Here is a 26,218-nt window from a genome sequence, read left to right as displayed (position 1 = left end):
TCGAATGGAACTCGACGACCAGGCACTTCCGCTCACACGCGGACAGTTAGACATCTGGCTTGCCCAGGAACTGGCCCAACAGCTTGGCCAGGAAGCGGGACACTGCGCCACCGAGTGGCAGTTGGGCTTGTTGGCCAGGGTCGAGGGCCGCGTCGACCGGGAGTCTTTGCAGCAGGCGATCCGCCAGGTAGTGCGTGAGGCCGAACCGGGCAGGGCGGCGTTTTGTGAGGAAGCTGGCCAGGTTGTGCAGCGGGTGATCGATTACCCGGACGTTGAATTGGCTTTTTATGATCTGCGTGGCGCACAGCATCCGGTGCAGGACGTCGGTGAGATCGCGTCATCGATTCAACGCACGCCCATGCCATTGAGCGGGCCGCTGTTCAAGTTTGCGTTGTTTCAGACCCACGGTGATGAGTTTTATTTGTTTGCGTGCTGTCATCACATCGTCATCGATGGGTTGGGCATGGTGCTGGTCAGCCGTCGGCTGGCCGCGATCTATACCGCCATTGTTCGTGGAGAACCCATCCCTGCGGCCTACTTCGGTTCGTTGCACGACTTGGTTCGCAGCGAGTCAGAATACGAAGCCTCCCCCGACTATCACCAGGATCGGGCGTATTGGCGCAGCCGCCTTCCCCGAGAAAGCGACCCGTTTTATCGCTTGCCCGATGCGGTGAGCCAGGGTGACTACTATTCGGCTTCCGCTCAGGTTCCCTTGAACCCGACTGTTGTTGGCCGCATTCACTCATTGACCAAAGCGTTGCGGATCCGTCGATCCTCGGCGCTGACCGCGGCGTGTGCGCTGTTGGTACGGGCCTGGTCGGGGGGCGGTTCGCAGGTGGCGCTCGATTTCCCGGTGAGCCGCCGGGTGCGTCCGGAGACCAAGATGCTTCCCGGGATGCTTGCTGGGGTGGTGCCGCTGGTGTTGACGGCATCGCCCCAGTCCACGGTGGCGGAATTTTGTGTGCAGGTGGACACCCGGATACGAGGAGCGCTGCAGCATCAGCGGTTTCCAGTGCACACCCTGGAGGCAAGCGGTGGTCTTCGCGGCCTAGGGCAGGTAGCCAATCGGGTCAGTGTCAATTTCATCCCGTCTCGATTAACTCTGGACCTGGCTGGTGCTACGGCCACGGCGACATACACCAACCATGGCCCGGTGGGCCACTTTGGGCTGTTCTTCCTCGGCTCCGGTGACCAGCTATATCTCAGAACAGCCGGCGCTGGGCAACCCTTTGCCAGTTTCGACGTCTCTTATTTGGCCAACCGCTTGCAGCAGATATTGGCCGAAATGACGGCGGATCCGTCGCGGTCGTTGTCGTCGGTTGAGGTTCTCGATGAGTCGGAGTTGGCTCGCGTGGAGGGGTGGGGCAACTGCGGGGTGTTGGAGCGTCCGGTGGCTTTGGGGGTGTCGATTCCGGATGTGTTTGCTGCGCAGGTGGGGTGTACTCCGGATGCGGTGGCGTTGACTTTCGGGGACCGGTCGTGGACGTATCGAGAATTGGATGAGTCGGCGAATCGGTTGGCGCACTTGCTGGTTGCCCGGGGGGTGGGGCCGGGTGGGTGTGTGGGGTTGTTGGTGGAGCGCTCGGCGCAGGCGATTGTGGCGATCCTGGCGGTGCTCAAGTCGGGGGCGGCGTATGTGCCGATCGATCCGGGCTTGCCTGCAGCCCGGATCGGTTTCCTGCTCGCTGATGCCGCGCCGATCGCTGTGCTGACTACCACGGGGTTGGCCGACCGGTTGGCCGGTCATGGTGTGTCGATGATTGATGTTGATGATCCCGTGATTGAGGCCCAGCCGGTCACACCGTTGCCGGGCCCGGCCGCCGACGATGTGGCGTATCTGATCTATACGTCGGGCACCACCGGTGTGCCTAAAGGTGTGGCGGTTACTCACCATAACGTGACTCAGTTGATCGGGTCATTGGGTGGGGATGTGGTGGCCTCGGGGCGGGTGTGGTCGCAGTGGCATGCGTATTCCTTTGACATTTCGGGCTGGGAGATTTTTGGTGCCCTGTTGCATGGCGGGCGTCTGGTGGTGGTACCCGAGGCGGTGGCCGCTTCCCCGGATGACTTGCACGCCTTGCTGATTGCACAAAAGGTCAACGTGTTGAGCCAAACTCCCTCAGCGGTGGGGGCGCTGTCGCCGCAGGGGTTGGAGTCGGTGGTCTTGCTGGTAGGTGGGGAGCCGTGTCCGGCTGAGGTGGTGGAGCGGTGGGCGCCGGGGCGGGTGATGCTCAATGAGTACGGACCGACCGAGACCACGATGTGGGTGGCGATCAGCGCCCCGCTCGTCCCGGGGGAGGGTGCCCCGCCGATCGGGTCGCCGGTGTCGGGAGCGGCGCTGTTTGTGTTGGATCAGTGGTTGCGTGCGGTGCCGGCCGGGGTGGTCGGGGAACTGTATGTGGCCGGTGCTGGTGTGGGGGTGGGGTATTGGGGCCGGTCGGGGTTGACCGCATCGCGGTTCGTGGCCTGCCCCTTCGCCGGCGCCGGAGCGCCCGGGGCACGGATGTATCGGACCGGGGACCTGGTGCGGTGGCGCGCGGATGGTCAGTTGCAGTATGTGGGCCGCGCCGATGAGCAGGTCAAGATCCGTGGGTATCGCATCGAACTCGGTGAAATCCAAACCGCCCTGGCGGCACTAGACGGGGTGGGGCAGGCGGTGGTGATCGCCCGCGAAGACCACCCCGGCGATAAACGCCTGGTCGGCTATGTGACCGAATCCGTCCCGGGGACAGTCGATCTGGTCGCGATCCGCACCCAACTAGCAGATCGGTTGCCGGGCTATATGGTGCCCGCCGCGATCGTGATGCTGGCGGCGTTGCCGTTGACGGTCAACGGCAAACTCGACAAACGCGCCCTACCCGCCCCCGACTACACCGGCGCTCAGTATCGCGCCCCGGGGAATCTGCTCGAGGAGATCCTGGCCGGCATCTACGCCCAAATCCTCGGCCTCGAGCGGGTCGGGGTGGATGACTCGTTTTTCGATCTGGGTGGGGACTCGCTGTCGGCGATGCGCCTGATCGCTGCGATCAACACCAGCCTGGATACCAACCTGTCGGTGCGGGCGGTGTTTGAAGCGCCCACCATCGCCCAACTAGCACCCCGCATCGACGCCGGGGGTGGGGGCGGGCTGGCCCCGCTGGTGGCCGGCCCACGCCCGGAGCGGGTGCCGTTGTCGTTTGCCCAATCGCGGTTGTGGTTTATCGACCAGCTGCTGGGCCCCTCTGCGGTCTACAACATGCCCGTCGCGGTACGCCTGCACGGTCGGCTTGATGTCGAGGCCCTGGCCGCCGCGCTGGCTGATGTGGTGGGCCGCCATGAAAGCCTGCGCACCGTGTTCCCCGCCGTCGACGGGATCCCCGAGCAGCAGGTGATCCCGGTCGAAGAGACCGATTTCGGCTGGACGGTCATCGATGCCAGCGGCTGGACGCACGAGCGCCTCAAGGAGGCCATCGCGGCGGTGGCGGGGTATCGGTTCGATCTAGCCGCCGAGATCCCCTTCCAGGCACAGCTTTTCCGCCTCGCCTCCGATGAACATGTGCTGGCGGCCGCAGTGCATCATATCGCCGCCGACGGTTGGTCGATCACCCCGCTGGTGCGCGATCTGGGCATCGCCTATGCCAGCCGCGCTCAGGGCCAGGCCCCGGATTGGGTGCCGTTGGCGGTGCAATACGCCGACTACACGCTCTGGCAGCGAACCCAATTCGGTGACCTCGAAGACCCACACAGTCGCATCAGCGAGCAACTGGCCTACTGGCAAGACGCGCTGACCGAGATGCCCGAACGCCTCGATCTGCCCACCGATCGGCCCTACCCCGCGGTGGCCGATCACCGCGGGGCCAGCCTCACCATCGAGTGGCCGCCTGAGTTGCAACACCAGATCACCCGAGTGGCGCAGGCGCATCAGGTGACCACCTTCATGGTGATCCAGGCCGCCCTAGCCGTGCTGCTAGCCAAACTAAGCACCAATACCGATGTGGCCCTGGGGTTCCCGATCGCCGGCCGCCGCGACCCCGCCCTCGATGAGGTAGTCGGAGTTTTCGTCAACACCCTGGTGCTACGGGTAAACCTAAGCGCCGATCCCAGCGTCGCCGAGCTGCTGACCCAGGTGCGCGCGCACAGCCTGGCCGCCTACGACCACCAAGACGTGCCCTTCGAAGTACTCGTCGAACGGATCAACCCCACCCGCTCGCTAGCCCATCACCCCCTGGTACAGGTGATGCTGGCCTGGCAAAACCGCGACCTGACCGAGCTGGGCCTGGGGGATCTGCAGGTCAGCCGCCTGCCCGTGGAAACACGCACGGCGCGTATGGATTTGACGTTCTCGCTCGCCGAACACTTCACCGAGGCCGGGCAGCCTGCCGGGATCGGTGGCGCGGTGGAGTTTCGCACCGACGTCTTCGACGCGGCTAGCATCCACACCCTGATCGAGCGATTCCAACAGGTGCTCACGGGCATGATCGCTGACCTCACCCAGCGAGTCTCCTCGGTCGAGGTGCTGGACGCGCAGGAGCACGCCCGCTTGGATGGCTGGGCCAACCGGGGCGTATTGACCCAGCCAGCTGCGCCGGGGATGTCGATCCCGCAGGTGTTCGCCGCCCAAGTCGCCCGGACCCCGGAGGCGGTAGCGCTGACCTTCGCGGACCGGGTAATGACCTATCGGCAGCTGGATGAGGCCGCGAACCGGTTGGCGCACTGGCTGGTTACTGAGGGGGCAGGTCCCGGTAAGTGCGTGGGATTGCTGATGCCGCGCTGCGCGCAGGCGGTCGTGGCGATCCTCGCGGTGCTCAAAACCGGGGCGGCCCATGTACCCATGGACCCGGGCGTGCCCCCAGCGCGGATCGAGTTCCTGCTCACCGACGCCGCACCGATCGCAGTGCTCACCAACGCCGAGTTGTGCTCGCGACTCGACGGTCATGACGTGCCAGCGATCGATGTCAGCGACCCCGCCATCGATATTCAACCGAGTACCGCATTGCAGGGTCCGGCAGCCGAGGATATCGCATACCTGATTTACACCTCAGGCACCACCGGTACGCCCAAAGGTGTGGCTATCACCCACCACAACGTCACCCAACTGCTGGCGTCAGTGGGTGCCCACCTGGATCCGTCGGGAGCGTGGTCGCAGTGTCACTCATATGCGTTCGACTTCTCGTTGTGGGAGATCTTCGGTGCCCTGCTGCATGGGGCGCGATTGGTGGTGGTGCCCGAGGAGGTGACCGCCTCCCCGGATGACTTGCATGCCTTGCTGATTGCCGAACAGGTCAGTGTGTTGAGCCAAACACCCACAGCGGCGGCGATGCTCTCGCCACAGGGGTTGGAGTCGGTCGTGTTGGCAGTGGCCGGTGAGCCGTGTGCGGGTGAGGTGGTGGATCGGTGGGCGCCGGGACGGGTGATGGTCAATGGCTATGGGCCGACCGAGACCACGATGTATGTGGCGTTGAGTGCTCCGCTGACTCCAGGGTGCGCTGTGGTGCCGGTTGGGTCGCCGGTGTCGGGAGCGGCGCTGTTCGTCCTGGATCAGTGGTTGCATGCGGTGCCGGCCGGGGTGGTGGGGGAGTTGTATGTGGCCGGCGCCGGGGTGGGGGTGGGGTATTGGGGCCGGTCGGGGTTGACCGCATCCCGGTTTGTGGCCTGCCCCTTCGGTAGCCCCGGGGCGCGAATGTATCGCACCGGGGACCTGGTGTGCTGGGGCGGCGATGGTCAGTTGCGCTATGTGGGGCGCGCGGATGAGCAGATCAAGATCCGCGGGTATCGCATCGAACTCGGCGAAATCCGGGCCGCCCTCGCCACTGTGGATGGGGTGGAGCAGGCGGTGGTGATCGCCCGCGAAGACCACCCCGGCGACAAGCGCCTGATCGGGTATGTCACCGAATCTCATACTGGTGCAGTCGATCCGGGCGCGATCCGCACCCAACTAGCAGATCGGTTGCCGGGCTATATGGTGCCCGCCGCGATCGTGATGCTCGAGGCGTTGCCGTTGACGGTCAACGGCAAACTCGACAAACGCGCCCTACCCGCCCCCGACTACACCGGCGCTCAGTATCGGGCGCCGGGCAGTCTGGTCGAGGAGATCCTGGCCGGGATTTATGCCCAAGTCTTGGGCCTGGAACGGGTGGGGCTGGATGACTCCTTCTTCGAGTTGGGTGGGGATTCGCTGTCGGCGATGCGCCTGATCGCCGCGATCAACACCAGCCTGGATACCAACCTGTCGGTGCGGGCGGTGTTCGAGGCGCCCACCATCGCCCAACTAGCACCCCGCATCGACGCCGGGGGTGGGGGCGGGCTGGCCCCGCTGGTGGCCGGCCCACGTCCGGAGCGGGTGCCGTTGTCGTTTGCCCAGTCCCGATTGTGGTTCATCGACCAGTTACTGGGCCCCTCTGCGGTCTACAACATACCCGTCGCGGTACGCCTGCACGGACCACTGGACGTCGATGCCCTAGCCGCCGCGCTCGGTGATGTGGTGGCCCGCCATGAAAGCCTGCGCACCCTGTACCCCGCCGTCGACGGGATCCCCCACCAACAGCTGATCCCGCCAGAGCAGGCCGATTTCGGCTGGACGGTCATCGATGCCAGCGGCTGGACGCACGAGCGCCTCGAGGAGGCCATCGCCGCGGCGGCGGGGTATCGGTTCGATCTAGCCGCCGAGATCCCCTTCCAGGCACAGCTTTTCCGCCTCGCCTCAGATGAGCATGTGTTGGTGGCAATGGCTCACCATATCGCTGCGGATGGCTGGTCGATCACTCCGCTGGTGCGGGATCTGGGCGTGGCCTATGCCGCCCGGTGTGCCGGCCAGGCCCCTAGTTGGGCGCCGTTGGCGGTGCAATACGCCGACCACACGTTGTGGCAGCGTGAACAATTCGGGGACGTCGAGGACGGGTGCAGTCTGATCGGCGGGCAGCTGGCCTACTGGCAGCGCGCACTGGCGGACATGCCTGAACGCCTGGTGTTGCCCACGGATCGGCCCTATCCGGCGGTGGCCGATTATCGCGGGGCCAGTCTCACCATCGAGTGGCCGGCGGGGTTGCAGCAGCAGATCGCCCGGGTGGCGCGGGCGCATAATGCGAGCAGTTTCATGGTGATCCAGGCCGCCCTGGCGGTGTTGTTGGCCAAACTCAGCGCCAGTGCCGATGTGGCGGTGGGGTTCCCGATCGCCGGGCGGCGTGACCCCGCCCTGGATGAGGTGGTCGGGTTTTTCGTCAACACCCTGGTGTTGCGGGTCGAACTGGCCGGTGATCCCAGTGTGGCCGAACTGCTGGCCCAGGTGCGCGCGCGCAGCCTGGCCGCCTACGAACACCAAGACGTGCCCTTCGAGCTGCTCGTGGAACGGCTCAACCCCACCCGCAGCCTGGCCCATCACCCCCTGGTACAGGTGATGCTGGCCTGGCAAAACCACGACCCCACCGACTTGGACCTGGCAGATCTACAGGCCAACCCCATACCGGTGCAAACCCACACGGCCCGCATGGATTTGACATTCTCCCTGACCGACAACGTCACCGAGGCAGGCCAGCCGGCCGGGATCAGCGGCGCGGTGGAGTTTCGCACCGATATATTCGACCCCGACAGCATCCACATCCTGATCGAGCGATTCCAGCGCGTACTGGCGGCCATTACCGCTGACCCCACCCAGCGAGTCTCCTCGGTTGAGGTGCTCGACGCGCACGAGCAAGTCTGCCTGGCTGGGTGGGGCAACCATGGCGTGTTGGACCGCCCGGTGGCTTCGGGGGTGTCGATCCCGGCGTTGTTCGCTGCCCAGGTGGCGCGGACCCCGGAGGCGGTGGCATTGACTTTCGGGGACCGGTCGTGGACGTATCGAGAACTCGATGAGACCGCGAACCGTTTGGCGCACTTGCTGATTGGTCATGGGGTTGGCCCGGGTGGATGTGTAGGGTTGCTAGTGCCGCGGTCGGCGCAGGCCATCGTCGCGATCCTGGCGGTGCTCAAGTCGGGGGCGGCCTATGTGCCGATCGATCCGGGATGGCCGGCCGCGCGGATCGAGTTCCTGCTCACCGACGCCGCCCCGATCGCCGTGCTCACCACCCCCAAGTTGGCCGGGCGGCTAGACGGGTACGACTTGGTGATCGTCGATGTTGACGATCCCGCGATCCAGGCCCAGCCGCCCGCACCGCTCCCGGGTCCGGCGGCTCAGGATGTGGCGTATCTGATTTACACCTCGGGCACCACCGGTATTCCCAAGGGCGTTGCTGTTAGCCACGGCAATGTCGCGCAATTGGTCGATTCTCTGGACGCGGGATTGGGGCCAGAACGGGTGTGGACGCAGTGTCATTCCTATGCGTTCGACTTTTCGGTGTGGGAGATCTGGGGTGCCCTGCTGGGTGGGGGCCGGTTGGTGGTGGTGCCCGAATCGGTGACCTCTTCCCCGGAGGCATTCCATGCTCTGCTAGTGCGTGAACAGGTCAGCGTGCTCACCCAGACTCCCTCAGCGGCGGGGATGCTCTGGCCGCAGGGGTTGGAGTCGGTGGCGTTGCTGGTGGGTGGGGAGCCGTGTCCGCCGGAGGTGGTGGATCGGTGGGCGCCGGCACGCGTGATGGTCAACGCCTATGGGCCGACCGAGACCACGGTGTATGCGGCGATGAGCGCCCCGCTGACTCCGGGGAGCGGGGCGGTGCCGGTTGGGTCGCCGGTGTCGGGGGCGGCGCTGTTCGTCTTGGATCAGTGGTTGCATGCGGTGCCGGCCGGGGTGGTGGGGGAGTTGTATGTGGCCGGCGCCGGGGTGGGGGTGGGGTATTGGGGGCGGTCGGGGTTGACCGCATCGCGGTTTGTGGCGTGTCCCTTCGGGATGCCGGGGGTGCGGATGTATCGGACCGGGGACTTAGTGTGCTGGGGCGGCGACGGTCAGTTGCGCTATGTGGGGCGCGCGGATGAGCAGATCAAGATCCGCGGGTATCGCATCGAACTGGGGGAAATCCGGGCCGCGCTGGCTGCACTAGACGGGGTGGAGCAGGCGGTGGTGATCGCGCGCCAGGACCATAGCGCTGGTAAGCGCTTGGTCGGCTACATCACCGAATCCCATACTGGGGCAGTCGATCCGGTCGCAATCCGCACGCAGCTGGCGGATCGGTTGCCGGGGTATATGATGCCGGGCGCGGTCGTGGTGCTCGAGGCGTTGCCGCTGACGGTCAACGGCAAACTTGACACCCGCGCGCTGCCGGCCCCGGAATACGCCGGTGGTCAGTATCGCGCCCCGGGCAGTCTGCTCGAGGAGGTGTTGGCCGGGATCTATGCCCACGTGCTCGGAATCGAGCGGGTGGGGGTCGATGACTCGTTTTTCGAGCTGGGTGGGGATTCGTTGTCGGCGATGCGGCTGATCGCCGCGATCAATGCCAGCTTGGATGCCAACCTGTCGGTGCGAGCGATCTTTGAGGCGCCCACGATCGCGCAGTTAGCGCCCCGCATCCAGCCCAACGCTGGAGGGGGTGGTGGGTTGGCGCCGCTGGTGGCATGCGAGCGGCCCGCTGTGGTGCCGTTGTCGTTTGCCCAGTCCCGGTTGTGGTTTATCGATCAGTTGCTGGGCCCCTCTGCGGTTTACAACATGCCCGTGGCGGTGCGCCTGCACGGCCACCTGGATACCGACGCCTTGGGGGCCGCGCTCGTTGATGTGGTGGCCCGGCATGAAAGTCTGCGCACGCTATTCCCCGCCATTGACGGGATCCCCCACCAGCAGCTGATCCCGGTCGAGCGGGCCGAGTTCGGCTGGGCGGTGATCGATGCCAGCGGGTGGTCGGATACCCAGTTAGGTGAGGCGATTGAAGCCGCAGCACGCCATCGGTTTGATCTGGTGGCCGAGATTCCATTGCGGGCGCAGCTTTTCCGGTTTGGCCCCGATGAGTATGTGTTGGTGGCCGTGGCCCACCATATCGCCGCGGATGGCTGGTCGATCACCCCGCTGATACATGATCTGGGCACCGCCTATGCTGCCCGCGCTCAAGGCCAGGCGCCGGGGTGGGTGCCGTTGGCGGTGCAGTATGCCGACTACACACTGTGGCAGCGTGAACAATTCGGCGACTTAGAGGATCCGGATAGTCTGATCGGCGGGCAGCTGGCCTACTGGCAGGGCGCCCTGGCCGGCATGCCTGAACGGCTGGTGCTGCCCACGGATCGGCCCTACCCGGCGGTGGCCGATCACCGCGGGGCCAGCCTCACCATCGAGTGGCCAGCCGAACTGCACCAGCAAATCGCCCGGGTGGCCCGGACGCATCAGGTAACCACTTTCATGGTGATCCAAGCTGCCCTAGCCGTGCTGCTGGCCAAACTCAGCGCGAGTTGCGATGTGGCGGTCGGGTTCCCGATCGCCGGCCGGTGCGACCCGGTACTGGACAAGGTAGTCGGTTGTTTCGTCAACACGCTGGTGTTACGGGTCGACCTGGCCGGCGATCCCCGCATCGAAGAGGTACTAGCCCAGGTGCGCGCCCGCAGCCTGGCCGCCTACGAACACCAAGACGTGCCCTTCGAAGTACTCGTCGAACGACTGCACCCCACCCGCAGCCTGGCCCATCACCCGCTGGTGCAGGTGATGCTGGCCTGGCAAAACTTGCCCGGGCACACTAACGCGCTCCACGACCTGACTTTGGGGCAGGCGCAGGTTAGACCAATGCCAGTCGACACTCACTCTGCGCGTATGGATTTGGTCTTCTCCTTGGCGGAGCACGTCACCGAGGCGGGCCAGCCCGCTGGAATCAGCAGCGCGGTGGAATTTCGCACCGACATTTTCGACGCCGCCAGCATCGAAATGTTGATCACACGGTTGCAGCGGGTGTTGGCGGAGATGACCGCTGACCCCCGGCGGCTGTTGTCGTCGGTCGATGTGCTCGATGAGTCCGAGCATGCCTGCCTGGGCGACTGGGGTAATCGGGCGGTGTTGGACCGCCCGGCGGCCGCGGTGGGGGTGTCGATTCCGGCAGTGTTTGCCGCGCAGGTTGTGCGGACGCCGGGGGCGGTGGCGTTGAGTTTCGGGGGCCGGTCGTGGACGTATCGGGAACTCGATGAGGCCGCGAATCGGTTGGCGCACTTGCTGGTTGCCCATGGGGCGTGGCCGGGTGGGTGTGTGGGCTTGCTGGTGGAGCGCGGCGCACAGGCCATTGTGGCGATCCTGGGAGTGCTCAAGTCGGGGGCGGCCTATGTGCCGATGGACCCGGGGTGGCCGGCGACCCGGATCGGGTTCGTGGTGGCTGATGCCGCCCCGATCGCGGTGGTGACCACCGCTGAGTTGGCCGGACGGCTCGATGTTCATGAGGTGCCGGTCATTGATGTCAACGATCCTGTAATTGAGGCCCAGCCGGCTACCGCGCTGTCGGGCCCGGCGCCGGAGGATATCGCATACCTCATCTATACGTCAGGCACCACGGGGGTGCCCAAAGGTGTTGCGGTCACGCACCACAATGTGATCGAGCTGCTGGCGTCGGCGGGTGCCTTTGTGGAGCGGGCGGGAGTGTGGTCGCAGTGGCATTCCTATGCGTTCGATGTGTCGGTGTGGGAGATCTTTGGTGCACTTTTGGGTGGGGGCCGGTTGGTGGTGGTGCCCGAGGCGGTGGTCGGCTCACCGCACGATTTCCATGCGTTGCTGGTCGGTGAACAAGTCAGGGTGTTGAGCCAGACCCCGTCGGCGTTTTATGCGTTGCAAACCGTTGATGGATCCTCAGCGGGGTTGGGTCGACAGCTGGCGCTGGAATCGGTGGTGTTTGGTGGGGAAGCCCTCGAGCCCGCGCGTCTTAAGAGGTGGTTCGGCCACCACGGAGGCTCGCCACGGCTGATCAACATGTATGGCACCACCGAGACGACGGTGCACGCCTCGGTACGCGAGATCGTCACCGGTGATGTCGCGGGCACGGTCAGCCCGATCGGGGTACCGCTGGCCCACCTCAGCTTCTTCGTCGTGGATCGGTGGTTGCGGCCGGTGCCGCCGGGGGTGGTCGGGGAGTTGTATGTGGCCGGTGCCGGGGCCGGGTACGGGTATTGGGGTCGGGCTGGGTTGACCGCATCGCGGTTTGTGGCTTGCCCCTTCGGCGGCCCCGGGGCGCGGGCGTCGGGGGTGCGGATGTATCGCACTGGCGATTTGGTGTGCTGGGACCCCGATGGTCAGTTGCGCTATGTGGGGCGTGCGGATGAGCAGGTCAAGATCCGCGGGTATCGCATCGAACTCGGGGAAATCCGGGCCGCCCTCGCCACTGTGGATGGGGTGGAGCAGGCGGTGGTGATCGCCCGCGAGGACCACCCCGGCGATAAACGCCTGATCGGCTATGTCACTGAATCTCATACTGGAACAGTCGATCCGGTCGCAATCCGTACGCAGCTGGCGGATCGGTTGCCCTCTTATATGGTACCGGGCGCGATCGTGGTGCTCGAGGCGTTGCCGTTGACGGTCAACGGCAAACTCGACACCCGCGCCCTACCCGCACCCGACTACACCGGCGCCCAGTATCGGGCCCCGGGCAGTCTGGTCGAGGAGATCCTGGCCGGCATTTATGCCCAAGTGCTTGGGCTGGAGCGGGTCGGGATCGATGACTCGTTTTTCGAGTTGGGTGGGGATTCGCTATCGGCGATGCGGCTAACCGCCGCGATTAACACCAGCTTGGATGCCAACGTGTCGGTGCGGGCGGTCTTTGAGGCGCCCACCATCGCGCAGTTAGCGCCCCGCATCCAGGCCGGGGGCGGGGGTGGGCTGGCCCCGCTAGTGGCCGGCCCACGCCCGGAGCGGGTGCCGTTGTCGTTTGCCCAGTCCCGATTGTGGTTCATCGACCAGTTACTGGGCCCCTCTGCGGTCTACAACATACCCGTCGCGGTGCGCCTGCACGGACCGCTCGACGTTGATGCCCTGGGGGCCGCCCTGGCTGATGTGGTGGCCCGGCACGGGAGTCTGCGCACGGTGTTCTCCGCGGTCGACGGGATCCCCTACCAGCAGCTGATCCCTGTTGAGCGGGCCGAGTTCGGCTGGGACGTCGTTGATGTGACCGGTTGGTCAGAAAGCCAGTTACATGAGGTCATCGGCGCCGCCGCACGCTACACGTTTGATCTGGCCGCCGAGATCCCCTTCCACGCGCAGCTTTTCCGCCTCGCCGATGATGAGCATGTGTTGGCGGCGGTGGCCCACCATATCGCCGCTGATGGCTGGTCGATCACCCCGCTGCTACGTGACCTGGCTGTGGCCTATGCCGCCCGATGTGCCGGCCAGGCCCCGGAGTGGGTGCCGTTGGCGGTGCAATACGCCGACTACACCCTGTGGCAACGCACCCAATTCGGGCACCTGGACGATCCCGACAGCCGCATCGGCGCGCAGCTGGCCTACTGGCAGGACGCGCTGACCGGCATGCCCGAGCGGCTCGATCTACCCACCGACCGGCCCTACCCACCAGTGGCCGATCACCGCGGCGCCAGCCTCACCATCGAGTGGCCAGCCGAACTGCAACAACAGATCACGCAAATGGCCCGGACGCATCAGGTGACCACCTTCATGGTGATCCAAGCCGCCTTAGTGGTGTTGCTGGCCAAACTGAGCACCAATACCGATGTGGCCCTGGGGTTCCCGATCGCTGGCCGCCGCGACCCCGCCCTCGATGAGGTAGTCGGAGTTTTCGTCAACACCCTGGTCTTACGGGTAAACCTAAGCGCCGATCCCAGCGTCGCCGAACTGCTGACCCAGGTGCGCGCGCGCAGCCTGGCCGCCTACGAACACCAAGACGTGCCCTTCGAGCTGCTCGTGGAACGGCTCAACCCCACCCGCAGCCTGGCCCATCACCCACTGGTACAGGTGATGCTGGCCTGGCAAAACCATGATCCTCCCGATCTGGACGTGGGTGATCTGCAGGTCAGTCACATGCCGGTGGAAACCCACACTGCGCGTATGGATTTAACGTTCTCGTTGGCCGAACGCCGGACCGCCGCGGGGGAGCCGGCAGGGATCGGTGGGGCGGTGGAGTTTCGCACCGATGTGTTCGACCCCGCCAGCATCGAAATCCTGATCGAGCGATTCCAGCGCGTGCTTGCGGCGATGACGGCGGATCCGTCGCGGTCGTTGTCGTCGGTTGAGGTTCTCGATGAGTCGGAGTTGGCTCGCGTGGAGGGGTGGGGCAACTGCGGGGTGTTGGAGCGTCCGGTGGCTTTGGGGGTGTCGATTCCGGATGTGTTTGCTGCGCAGGTGGGGTGTACTCCGGATGCGGTGGCGTTGACTTTCGGGGACCGGTCGTGGACGTATCGAGAATTGGATGAGTCGGCGAATCGGTTGGCGCACTTGCTGGTTGCCCGGGGGGTGGGGCCGGGTGGGTGTGTGGGGTTGTTGGTGGAGCGCTCGGCGCAGGCGATTGTGGCGATCCTGGCGGTGCTCAAGTCGGGGGCGGCGTATGTGCCGATCGATCCGGGCTTGCCTGCAGCCCGGATCGGTTTCCTGCTCGCTGATGCCGCGCCGATCGCTGTGCTGACTACCACGGGGTTGGCCGACCGGTTGGCCGGTCATGGTGTGTCGATGATTGATGTTGATGATCCCGTGATTGAGGCCCAGCCGGTCACACCGTTGCCGGGCCCGGCCGCCGACGATGTGGCGTATCTGATCTATACGTCGGGCACCACCGGTGTGCCTAAAGGTGTGGCGGTTACTCACCATAACGTGACTCAGTTGATCGGGTCATTGGGTGGGGATGTGGTGGCCTCGGGGCGGGTGTGGTCGCAGTGGCATGCGTATTCCTTTGACATTTCGGGCTGGGAGATTTTTGGTGCCCTGTTGCATGGCGGGCGTCTGGTGGTGGTACCCGAGGCGGTGGCCGCTTCCCCGGATGACTTGCACGCCTTGCTGATTGCACAAAAGGTCAACGTGTTGAGCCAAACTCCCTCAGCGGTGGGGGCGCTGTCGCCGCAGGGGTTGGAGTCGGTGGTCTTGCTGGTAGGTGGGGAGCCGTGTCCGGCTGAGGTGGTGGAGCGGTGGGCGCCGGGGCGGGTGATGCTCAATGAGTACGGACCGACCGAGACCACGATGTGGGTGGCGATCAGCGCCCCGCTCGTCCCGGGGGAGGGTGCCCCGCCGATCGGGTCGCCGGTGTCGGGAGCGGCGCTGTTTGTGTTGGATCAGTGGTTGCGTGCGGTGCCGGCCGGGGTGGTCGGGGAACTGTATGTGGCCGGTGCTGGTGTGGGGGTGGGGTATTGGGGCCGGTCGGGGTTGACCGCATCGCGGTTCGTGGCCTGCCCCTTCGCCGGCGCCGGAGCGCCCGGGGCACGGATGTATCGGACCGGGGACCTGGTGCGGTGGCGCGCGGATGGTCAGTTGCAGTATGTGGGCCGCGCCGATGAGCAGGTCAAGATCCGTGGGTATCGCATCGAACTCGGTGAAATCCAAACCGCCCTGGCGGCACTAGACGGGGTGGGGCAGGCGGTGGTGATCGCCCGCGAAGACCACCCCGGCGATAAACGCCTGGTCGGCTATGTGACCGAATCCGTCCCGGGGACAGTCGATCTGGTCGCGATCCGCACCCAACTAGCAGATCGGTTGCCGGGCTATATGGTGCCCGCCGCGATCGTGATGCTGGCGGCGTTGCCGTTGACGGTCAACGGCAAACTCGACAAACGCGCCCTACCCGCCCCCGACTACACCGGCGCTCAGTATCGCGCCCCGGGGAATCTGCTCGAGGAGATCCTGGCCGGCATCTACGCCCAAATCCTCGGCCTCGAGCGGGTCGGGGTGGATGACTCGTTTTTCGATCTGGGTGGGGACTCGCTGTCGGCGATGCGCCTGATCGCTGCGATCAACACCAGCCTGGATACCAACCTGTCGGTGCGGGCGGTGTTTGAAGCGCCCACCATCGCCCAACTAGCACCCCGCATCGACGCCGGGGGTGGGGGCGGGCTGGCCCCGCTGGTGGCCGGCCCACGCCCGGAGCGGGTGCCGTTGTCGTTTGCCCAATCGCGGTTGTGGTTTATCGACCAGCTGCTGGGCCCCTCTGCGGTCTACAACATGCCCGTCGCGGTACGCCTGCACGGTCGGCTTGATGTCGAGGCCCTGGCCGCCGCGCTGGCTGATGTGGTGGGCCGCCATGAAAGCCTGCGCACCGTGTTCCCCGCCGTCGACGGGATCCCCGAGCAGCAGGTGATCCCGGTCGAAGAGACCGATTTCGGCTGGACGGTCATCGATGCCAGCGGCTGGACGCACGAGCGCCTCAAGGAGGCCATCGCGGCGGTGGCGGGGTATCGGTTCGATCTAGCCGCCGAGATCCCCTTCCAGGCACAGCTTTTCCGCCTCGCCTCCGATGAACATGTGCTGGCGGCCGCAGTGCATCATATCGCCGCCGACGGTTGGTCGATCACCCCGCTGGTGCGCGATCTGGGCATCGCCTATGCCAGCCGCGCTCAGGGCCAGGCCCCGGATTGGGTGCCGTTGGCGGTGCAATACGCCGACTACACGCTCTGGCAGCGAACCCAATTCGGTGACCTCGAAGACCCACACAGTCGCATCAGCGAGCAACTGGCCTACTGGCAAGACGCGCTGACCGAGATGCCCGAACGCCTCGATCTGCCCACCGATCGGCCCTACCCCGCGGTGGCCGATCACCGCGGGGCCAGCCTCACCATCGAGTGGCCGCCTGAGTTGCAACACCAGATCACCCGAGTGGCGCAGGCGCATCAGGTGACCACCTTCATGGTGATCCAGGCCGCCCTAGCCGTGCTGCTAGCCAAACTAAGCACCAATACCGATGTGGCCCTGGGGTTCCCGATCGCCGGCCGCCGCGACCCCGCCCTCGATGAGGTAGTCGGAGTTTTCGTCAACACCCTGGTGCTACGGGTAAACCTAAGCGCCGATCCCAGCGTCGCCGAGCTGCTGACCCAGGTGCGCGCGCACAGCCTGGCCGCCTACGACCACCAAGACGTGCCCTTCGAAGTACTCGTCGAACGGATCAACCCCACCCGCTCGCTAGCCCATCACCCCCTGGTACAGGTGATGCTGGCCTGGCAAAACCTGCCGGGGCAAAATCAGGATCTAGCCGTCGGGCCGGCCCTGAGTGACGAAGTACGAGTCAGCCCCCTGCTGGTAGATACCCACACCGCCCGTATAGATTTGACATTCTTCCTCGGGGAACGCTGGAACGAGATCGGCGAGCCAGCCGGGATCTGCGGCACCGTTGAGTATCGCACCGACGTCTACGATGCGGCTAGCATCCACACCCTGATCGAGCGATTCCAACAGGTGCTCACGGGCATGATCGCTGATTCCTCGCGGCCGGTCTCAGTGATCGATGCGCTCGACGCGTCGGAGCTGGTCCGGCTGGATGGGTGGGGCAACCGCGGGGTGTTGGAGCGTCCGGTCGCTCCGCGGGTGTCAATTCCGGATGCGTTTGCTGCCCAAGTCGCCCGTACTCCAGAGGCGGTGGCGCTAACCTTCCAGGACCGGTCGTTGACGTATGACGAACTCGATGGGGCAGCGAACCGGTTGGCGCACTTGCTGGTTAGCCAGGGCGTCGGCCCGGGTGAGTGTGTCGGGCTGCTGGTGCCTCGCTGCGCGGAGGCGGTCATTGCGATCCTGGCGGTGCTCAAGACGGGCGCGGCGTATGTACCGGTGGATCCCGGCCTGCCCACCGCGCGAATCGAGTGCCTGCTCACCGACGCCGCCCCGATCGCAGTGCTGACCACCGCCGGGCTAGCCGGACGGTTGGACGGTCATGACGTGCGAGCAATCGATGTCAACGACCCCACTATTGACTCGCAACCAGCCAAACAATTGCTGGGCCCGGCACCCGAAGACGTCGCGTACCTCATCTATACCTCAGGCACCACCGGTACGCCCAAAGGTGTCGCCATCACCCACCACAACGTCACCCAACTGCTGGCATCAGTGGGTGCACACCTGCAGCCGTTGGGGGTGTGGTCGCAGTGTCACTCATATGCGTTCGACTTCTCGTTGTGGGAGATCTTCGGTGCCCTGCTGCATGGGGCGCGATTGGTGGTGGTGCCCGAGGAGGTGACCGCCTCCCCAGATGATCTGCATGCCTTGCTGATTGCCGAACACGTCAGCATATTGAGCCAAACACCCACAGCGGCGGCGATGCTCTCGCCACAGGGCTTGGAGTCGGTGGCCGTGCTGGTGGGTGGGGAGGCGTGTCCGGCTGAGGTGGTGGATCGGTGGGCGCCGGGACGGGTGATGGTCAACGCCTACGGTCCCACCGAGACCACGGTTTGGGTGACGATCAGTGCCCCGCTGACGGCGGGGGTGGAGCCACCGCCGATCGGGTCGCCGGTGTCGAGCACGGCGCTGTTCGTCCTGGATCAGTGGTTGCATGCGGTGCCGGCCGGGGTGGTGGGGGAGTTGTATGTGGCCGGCGCCGGGGTGGGGGTGGGGTATTGGGGCCGGTCGGGGTTGACCGCATCGCGGTTCGTGGCCTGCCCCTTCGCCGGCGCCGGAGCGCCCGGGGCACGGATGTATCGGACCGGGGACCTGGTGCGGTGGCGCGCGGATGGTCAGTTGCAGTATGTGGGCCGCGCCGATGAGCAGGTCAAGATCCGTGGGTATCGCATCGAACTCGGTGAAATCCAAACCGCCCTGGCGGCACTAGACGGGGTGGGGCAGGCGGTGGTGATCGCCCGCGAAGACCACCCCGGCGATAAACGCCTGGTCGGCTATGTGACCGAATCCGTCCCGGGGACAGTCGATCTGGTCGCGATCCGCACCCAACTAGCAGATCGGTTGCCGGGCTATATGGTGCCGGCCGCGATCGTGATGCTGGCGGCGTTGCCGTTGACGGTCAACGGCAAACTCGACAAACGCGCCCTACCCGCCCCCGACTACACCGGCGCTCAGTATCGCGCCCCGGGGAATCTGCTCGAGGAGATCCTGGCCGGCATCTACGCCCAAATCCTCGGCCTCGAGCGGGTCGGGGTGGATGACTCGTTTTTCGATCTGGGTGGGGACTCGCTGTCGGCGATGCGCCTGATCGCTGCGATCAACACCAGCCTGGATACCAACCTGTCGGTGCGGGCGGTGTTTGAAGCGCCCACCATCGCCCAACTAGCACCCCGCATCGACGCCGGGGGTGGGGGCGGGCTGGCCCCGCTGGTGGCCGGCCCACGCCCGGAGCGGGTGCCGTTGTCGTTTGCCCAATCGCGGTTGTGGTTTATCGACCAGCTGCTGGGCCCCTCTGCGGTCTACAACATGCCCGTCGCGGTACGCCTGCACGGTCGGCTTGATGTCGAGGCCCTGGCCGCCGCGCTGGCTGATGTGGTGGGCCGCCATGAAAGCCTGCGCACCGTGTTCTCCGCGGTCGACGGGATCCCCTACCAGCAGCTGATCCCTGTTGAGCGGGCCGAGTTCGGCTGGGACGTCGTTGATGTGACCGGTTGGTCAGAAAGCCAGTTACATGAGGTCATCGGCGCCGCCGCACGCTACACGTTTGATCTGGCCGCCGAGATCCCCTTCCACGCGCAGCTTTTCCGGCTGGGCCCCGATGAGTATGTGTTGGTGGCGGTGGCCCACCATATCGCCGCTGATGGCTGGTCGATCACCCCGCTGCTACGTGACCTGGCTGTGGCCTATGCCAGCCGCGCTCAGGGCCAGGCCCCGGATTGGGTGCCGTTGGCGGTGCAATACGCCGACTACACCCTGTGGCAACGCACCCAATTCGGGCACCTGGACGATCCCGACAGCCGCATCGGCGCGCAGCTGGCCTACTGGCAGGACGCGCTGACCGGCATGCCCGAGCGGCTCGATCTACCCACCGACCGGCCCTACCCACCAGTGGCCGATCACCGCGGCGCCAGCCTCACCATCGAGTGGCCAGCCGAACTGCAACAACAGATCACGCAAATGGCCCGGACGCATCAGGTGACCACCTTCATGGTGATCCAAGCCGCCCTAGCCGTGCTGCTAGCCAAACTAAGCACCAATACCGATGTGGCCCTGGGGTTCCCGATCGCCGGCCGCCGCGACCCCGCCCTCGATGAGGTAGTCGGAGTTTTCGTCAACACCCTGGTCTTACGGGTAAACCTAAGCGCCGATCCCAGCGTCGCCGAACTGCTGACCCAGGTGCGCGCGCACAGCCTGGCCGCCTACGACCACCAAGACGTGCCCTTCGAAGTACTCGTCGAACGGATCAACCCCACCCGCTCGCTAGCCCATCACCCACTGGTACAGGTGATGCTGACCTGGCAAAACCTGCCCGGACAAGACCTGGACCTGGCCGCCGGGCTGGCGCTAAGTGAGGAGGTGCGGGTCAGTCCGCTGCCGGTGGAAACCCGCACGGCGCGCATGGATTTGGCGTTCTCGCTGGCTGAGCACTTCACCGAGGCGGGCCAGCCCGCCGGGATCGGTGGGGCTGTGGAGTTCCGCACTGATGTGTTCGACCGCGACAGTATCCAGACGCTGATCACACGATTCCAACGCGCGTTGGTGGCGATGATTACTGACCCGACCCAGCCGGTGTCGTCGATTGATGTGCTCGATAAGTCAGAGTATGTCCGCCTGGATGGCTGGGGCAACCGGGCAGCGTTGGCCGAGTCCGTAACCGCGTCGGCGGTGTCGATCCCGGCGTTGTTCGCCGCCCAGGTGGCGTGTACTCCGGAGGCGGTGGCGCTGACCTTCGGGGACCAGTCGTGGACCTATCGGGAACTCGATGAGGCCGCGAACCGGTTGGCACACTTGTTAGTTACGCATGGGGCCGGTCGCGGCCAGTGTGTGGGGTTGTTGCTGGAGCGCTCGGCCCAGGCCATCATCGCGATCCTGGCGGTGCTCAAGACGGGCGCGGCCTATGTGCCAATGGATCCAGGCCTGCCCGCAGCCCGGATCGGATTCATGCTCATCGACGCCGCCCCGATCGCCGTGCTCACCACCGCCGAGTTAGCCGGACGGCTCGACGGTCATGACGTGCGAGTCATCGATGTTGATGATCGTGCGATCGAGGCCCGGCCGGGCACACCGTTGCCGGGCCCAGCCGGTGAGGATCTTGCGTATTTGATTTACACGTCGGGCACCACCGGTGTGCCGAAAGGGGTGGCTGTCACCCATCACAACGTCACCCAACTGCTGGACTCGCTGGAGGTAAGGCTGGCGTTAGGGCCCGGACAGGTGTGGTCGCAGTGGCACTCGTTGGCCTTTGATGGCTCAGTGCACGAGATTTTCGGTGCGCTGCTGGGTGGGGGCCGGTTGGTGGTGGTGCCAGAGACGGTGACCGCCTCCCCGGAAGACTTGCATGCCTTACTGGCCGGTGAGCAGGTCAGTGTGTTAATTCAAACCCCGTCGTCGGTGGCGGTGTTGTCGCCGCAGGGTTTGGGGTCGGCGGCGTTGGTGCTCGGTGGGGAGCCCTGTCCGCCTGAGCTGGTGGAGCGGTTTGCACCAGGGCGCGTGCTGCTCAATGCCTACGGTCCCACCGAGACCACGGTGGATGCGACGATCACCGCCGCGCTCGCACCGGGGTCCGGGGTGGTGCCGATTGGGTCGCCGCTGTCGGGCACGGCGTTGTTCGTGCTGGACGAGCGGTTGCATGCGGTGCCGGCCGGGGTGGTGGGGGAGTTGTATGTGGCCGGTGCTGGTGTGGGGGTGGGGTATTGGGGCCGGGCGGGGATGACCGCAGCACGGTTTGTGGCCTGCCCCTTCGCCGGCGCCGCGGCGCCCGGGACGCGGATGTATCGGACCGGGGACCTGGTTCGGTGGTGCTCGGATGGTCAGTTGGAGTATGTCGGCCGCGCCGATGGGCAGGTCAAGATCCGCGGGTATCGCATCGAACTCGGCGAAATCCAAGCCGCGCTAGCCAGTTTGGTCGCCGTCGACCAGGCGGTGGTAATCGCGCGAGAAGACCGTCCCGGCGATAAGCGCCTGGTCGGCTACATCACCGAATCCAAGCCTGGTGCGCTCGCTCCGGTCACGATTCGCGCCCAACTCGGTGAGCGCCTGCCCTCTTATATGGTGCCGGCGGCGATCGTGGTGCTGGCGGCATTGCCGTTGACGGTGAATGGCAAACTCGACACCCGCGCGTTGCCGGCCCCGGACTACATCGGTGGTGAGTATCGCGCCCCGGTCACCCTGACTGAGGAGGTATTGGCCGGGACCTATGCCGAAATCCTTGGGCTGGACCGTGTCGGGGTAGATGACTCGTTTTTCGAGTTGGGTGGGGATTCGTTGTCGGCGATGCGCCTGATCGCTGCGATCAATGCCAGCCTGGATGCCAACCTGTCGGTGCGGGCGGTGTTTGAAGCGCCCACCATCGCGGAGTTGGCGACCCGCATCGATGTCGGTGCTGGAGGTGGGCTGGCGCCGGTGGTGGCCGGGGAGCGGCCGGCGGTGGTGCCGTTGTCGTTTGCCCAATCGCGGTTGTGGTTTATCGACCAGCTGCTGGGCCCCTCTGCGGTCTACAACATGCCCGTCGCGGTGCGCCTGCACGGACCGCTCGACGTTGATGCCCTGGGGGCCGCCCTCGCTGATGTGGTGGCCCGCCATGAAAGCCTGCGCACGGTGTTCCCCGCGCTTGAGGGGGTCCCCGAGCAGCAGGTGGTGCAGGCCGAGCGGGCCGAGCTCGGGTGGCAGGTCAGTGATGCAACCGGCTGGTCGGCAAGCCAGCTCGATGAAGCCATCGCGGCGGTGGCGGGCTACCGGTTCGATTTGGCCACTGAGATCCCCTTCCACGTGCGGCTTTTCCGCCTCGCCGATGATGAGCATGTGTTGGCGGCGGTGGCCCACCATATCGCCGCTGATGGCTGGTCGATCACCCCGCTGCTACGTGACCTGGCTGTGGCCTATGCCGCCCGATGTGCCGGCCAGGCCCCGGAGTGGGTGCCGTTGGCGGTGCAATACGCCGACTACACCCTGTGGCAACGCACCCAATTCGGGCACCTGGACGATCCCGACAGCCGCATCGGCGCGCAGCTGGCCTACTGGCAGGACGCGCTGACCGGCATGCCCGAGCGGCTCGATCTACCCACCGACCGGCCCTACCCACCAGTGGCCGATCACCGCGGCGCCAGCCTCACCATCGAGTGGCCAGCCGAACTGCAACAACAGATCACGCAAATGGCCCGGACGCATCAGGTGACCACCTTCATGGTGATCCAAGCCGCCCTAGCCGTGCTGCTAGCCAAACTAAGCACCAATACCGATGTGGCCCTGGGGTTCCCGATCGCTGGCCGCCGCGACCCCGCCCTCGATGAGGTAGTCGGAGTTTTCGTCAACACCCTGGTCTTACGGGTAAACCTAAGCGCCGATCCCAGCGTCGCCGAGCTGCTGACCCAGGTGCGCGCGCACAGCCTGGCCGCCTACGAACACCAAGACGTGCCCTTCGAGCTGCTCGTGGAACGGCTCAACCCCACCCGCAGCCTGGCCCATCACCCACTGGTACAGGTGGCGTTGGCTTGGCAAAACCACGATCCCACCAGCCTGAACTTGGGTGAACTGCAGGTCAGCCACGTGCCGGTGGAAACCCGCACTGCGCGTATGGATTTGACGTTCTCGTTGGCCGAACGCCGGACGAAAGAGGGCTGGCCCGATGGGATCGGTGGGGCGGTGGAGTTTCGCACCGACATCTTCGACCCCGCCAGCATTCAGACCCTGATCACACGATTCGAGCGCGTGCTGACGGCCATGACGGCGGATCCATCGCGGCCGGTGTCGTTGATCGAGGTGCTCGACGCCGATGAGCACGCCCGCCTGGATCGGTGGGGCAACCGCGCGGTGTTAGACGAGCCGACGACAGCGGCGGGGGTGTCGATTCCGGCAGCGTTTGCCGCCCAGGTGGCGCGGACCCCGAGGGCAGTGGCGCTGACCTTCCGAGGCAGCTCTATGAGCTATCAGGAACTTGACGAGGACGCAAACCGGCTGGCGCACTGGTTAATTGGCCATGGGGCCGGCCCAGGTACGCGTGTAGGGTTGCTGGTGGAGCGCTCGGCGCACGCCATCGTCGCGATCCTGGCGGTCTTGAAGACCGGGGCCGCCTACGTGCCGATGGATTCCGGGTGGCCCGCGGCCCGGATCGAGTCTCTGCTCATCGATGCCGCACCGATCGCGTTGCTCACTACCACCGAGTTGGCCGAACAGTTAAACGGGTATGACGACCTACGGGTACTCGATGTCAACGACCCCGCCGTCGATGCCCACCCGAGTACGGCGTTGCCTGGCCCGGCCGCCGACGATATCGCCTACCTGATTTACACCTCGGGGACCACTGGTATCCCCAAAGGTGTTGCGGCTACCCACCACAACGTCACCCAGTTATTGGGGTCGCTGGACGCCCACCTACGGGTACCGGCGTGGGCGCAGTGGCATTCGTATGCCTTCGACGCCTCGGTTGAAGAGATCTGGGGTGCGCTGTTGCATGGTGGACGGTTGGTGGTGGTGCCCGAGGCGGTGGCCACCTCTCCGGATGAGTTGCGTACCTTGCTGATTACACAACAGGTCGAGATGTTGAGCCAGACTCCGTCTTCGTTGGGTGAGCTGCAACCGGTGGGTTTGGAGTCGGTCGCCTTGCTGGTGGCCGGGGAGGCTTGCCCCGCTGAGATGGTGGACCGGTGGGCGTCGGGTCGGGTGATGATCAACGCCTACGGCCCCACCGAGGCCACGGTGTGTGCGTCCAGAAGCGCCCCGTTAGCGCCGGGATTCGGAGTCCCGCCGATCGGGTCGCCCGTTTCTGGGGCGGCGTTGTTCGTACTCGATCACTGGTTGCAGCCGGTGCCGGCCGGGGTGGTCGGCGAGCTCTACGTGGCCGGTCGCGGCGTGGGGGTGGGGTATTGGCGCCGGGCGGGGATGACCGCAGCACGGTTTGTGGCCTGCCCCTTCGGGGGCCCGGAAACGCGGATGTATCGCACCGGAGATTTGGTGCGTTGGGGCGGCGATGGCCAGTTGCAGTATGTGGGCCGTGCCGATGAGCAGGTCAAGATCCGCGGGTATCGCATCGAACTCGGCGAAATCCAAACCGCCCTGGCGGCACTAGACGGGGTGGGGCAGGCGGTGGTGATCGCCCGCGAAGACCACCCCGGCGATAAACGCCTGGTCGGCTATGTCACCGAATCCGCCTCGGGCGCAACGGATCCGGTGGCGGTCCGCGCCCAACTCGGTAAGCGTCTTCCCGGGTATATGGTGCCGGCCGCTATTGTGGTGCTCGAAGCCCTGCCGTTGACGGTCAACGGCAAACTCGACAAACGTGCCCTGCCGGCACCGGAATACACCGGTGGTGAGTATCGCGCCCCGGCCAGTCCCACCGAGGAGGTGTTGGCCGGCATCTACGCCCAAATCCTGGGGATAGACCGTGTCGGGGTCGACGACTCCTTCTTCGACCTGGGCGGGAATTCCCTCTCGGCGATGCGCCTGATCGCCGCCATCAACACCAGGCTGGATGCCGATCTACCCGTACGCACCCTCTTCGAGGCACCCACCGTGAGCTATCTAAGTCAGCGGCTGCATACAACTAGCTCGTCTATCCAAGAAGTAGTTCCGGTTCAGACGCTGCAGCACGGCACCGGCGTCCCGTTGTTCTGCATTCATCCCGGCGGCGGGATGAGTTGGCCGTATCAGGCTCTTGGTAATTATTTGGACTGCCCGATCATCGGAATTCAGCAAACCCTGCAGGACGAAGAAGCTGAACCCCAGTCAATTCGAGATATGGCAAAAAACTACGCCGACAGAATTCAACAGGTTTATCCCGCTGGGCCCTACAATCTTCTAGGCTGGTCTTTTGGCGGTGTGGTCGCCCATGAACTCGCCATCGAGCTTCAACGACGCGGATGCGTAATCCCACGTCTTATCCTTCTCGACGCCCAGCCAAGTGCCGACAGCAGCGACCCCGCACCTGACCCCGCACCAATCGAGGAACACGTACTGGAAGAGGTCTTGCGGTTTTTCGATATCGCGATTCCTGAACAGGATGGACCGCTAACCTACGGGCAGGTAGACGAGCTGATCCGCACACACGCAGCCGTTGGAATCACTCGATACAAGCAGGTTCTGGATTTGGTTGTGCGAAACCTTAACCACAATATGGCGTTGTCCCGAGCTCACCAACCCGGCGCGTTCGATGGTGATATATCCATATTTTCCGCCGCGCGGGATGGGAACGGTGGGGATTCACCCTTGCTGCAAAGTTGGCAACCTTATGCCGCCGGCGACATCACAGAACACTCGATCGACTGTACGCATGAAGAGATGCTGACCGCCGAATCGCTCGGCATATACGGCAAACAACTCAAAGAGTGCTTGCTCGTAGATTCGTCGACGGATCATGCCCCAGCGGCCGGGTCGCCCAGGTGAAGTCCG

1 protein-coding gene is annotated in these 26,218 nt (G+C 65.4%); it reads left to right on the top strand.

What is annotated here, in order from left to right:
* Nucleotides 1-4: 4 nt before the first annotated feature.
* The gene (locus U8D42_RS09285; RefSeq protein ID WP_348636945.1) at nt 5-26,212 is read left to right on the top strand and encodes a non-ribosomal peptide synthase/polyketide synthase; all 26,208 of its coding nucleotides are present in this window, start codon (nt 5-7) and stop codon (nt 26,210-26,212) included.
* The last annotated feature ends 6 nt before the right edge of the window (nt 26,213-26,218 follow it).

It is taken from the genome of Mycobacterium europaeum (genome assembly GCF_034555895.2).
GTDB classification, from domain to species: domain Bacteria; phylum Actinomycetota; class Actinomycetes; order Mycobacteriales; family Mycobacteriaceae; genus Mycobacterium; species Mycobacterium europaeum.
Note: the sequence above shows the minus strand (reverse complement) of the source record. Positions and strands in the feature narration are given on the sequence as shown.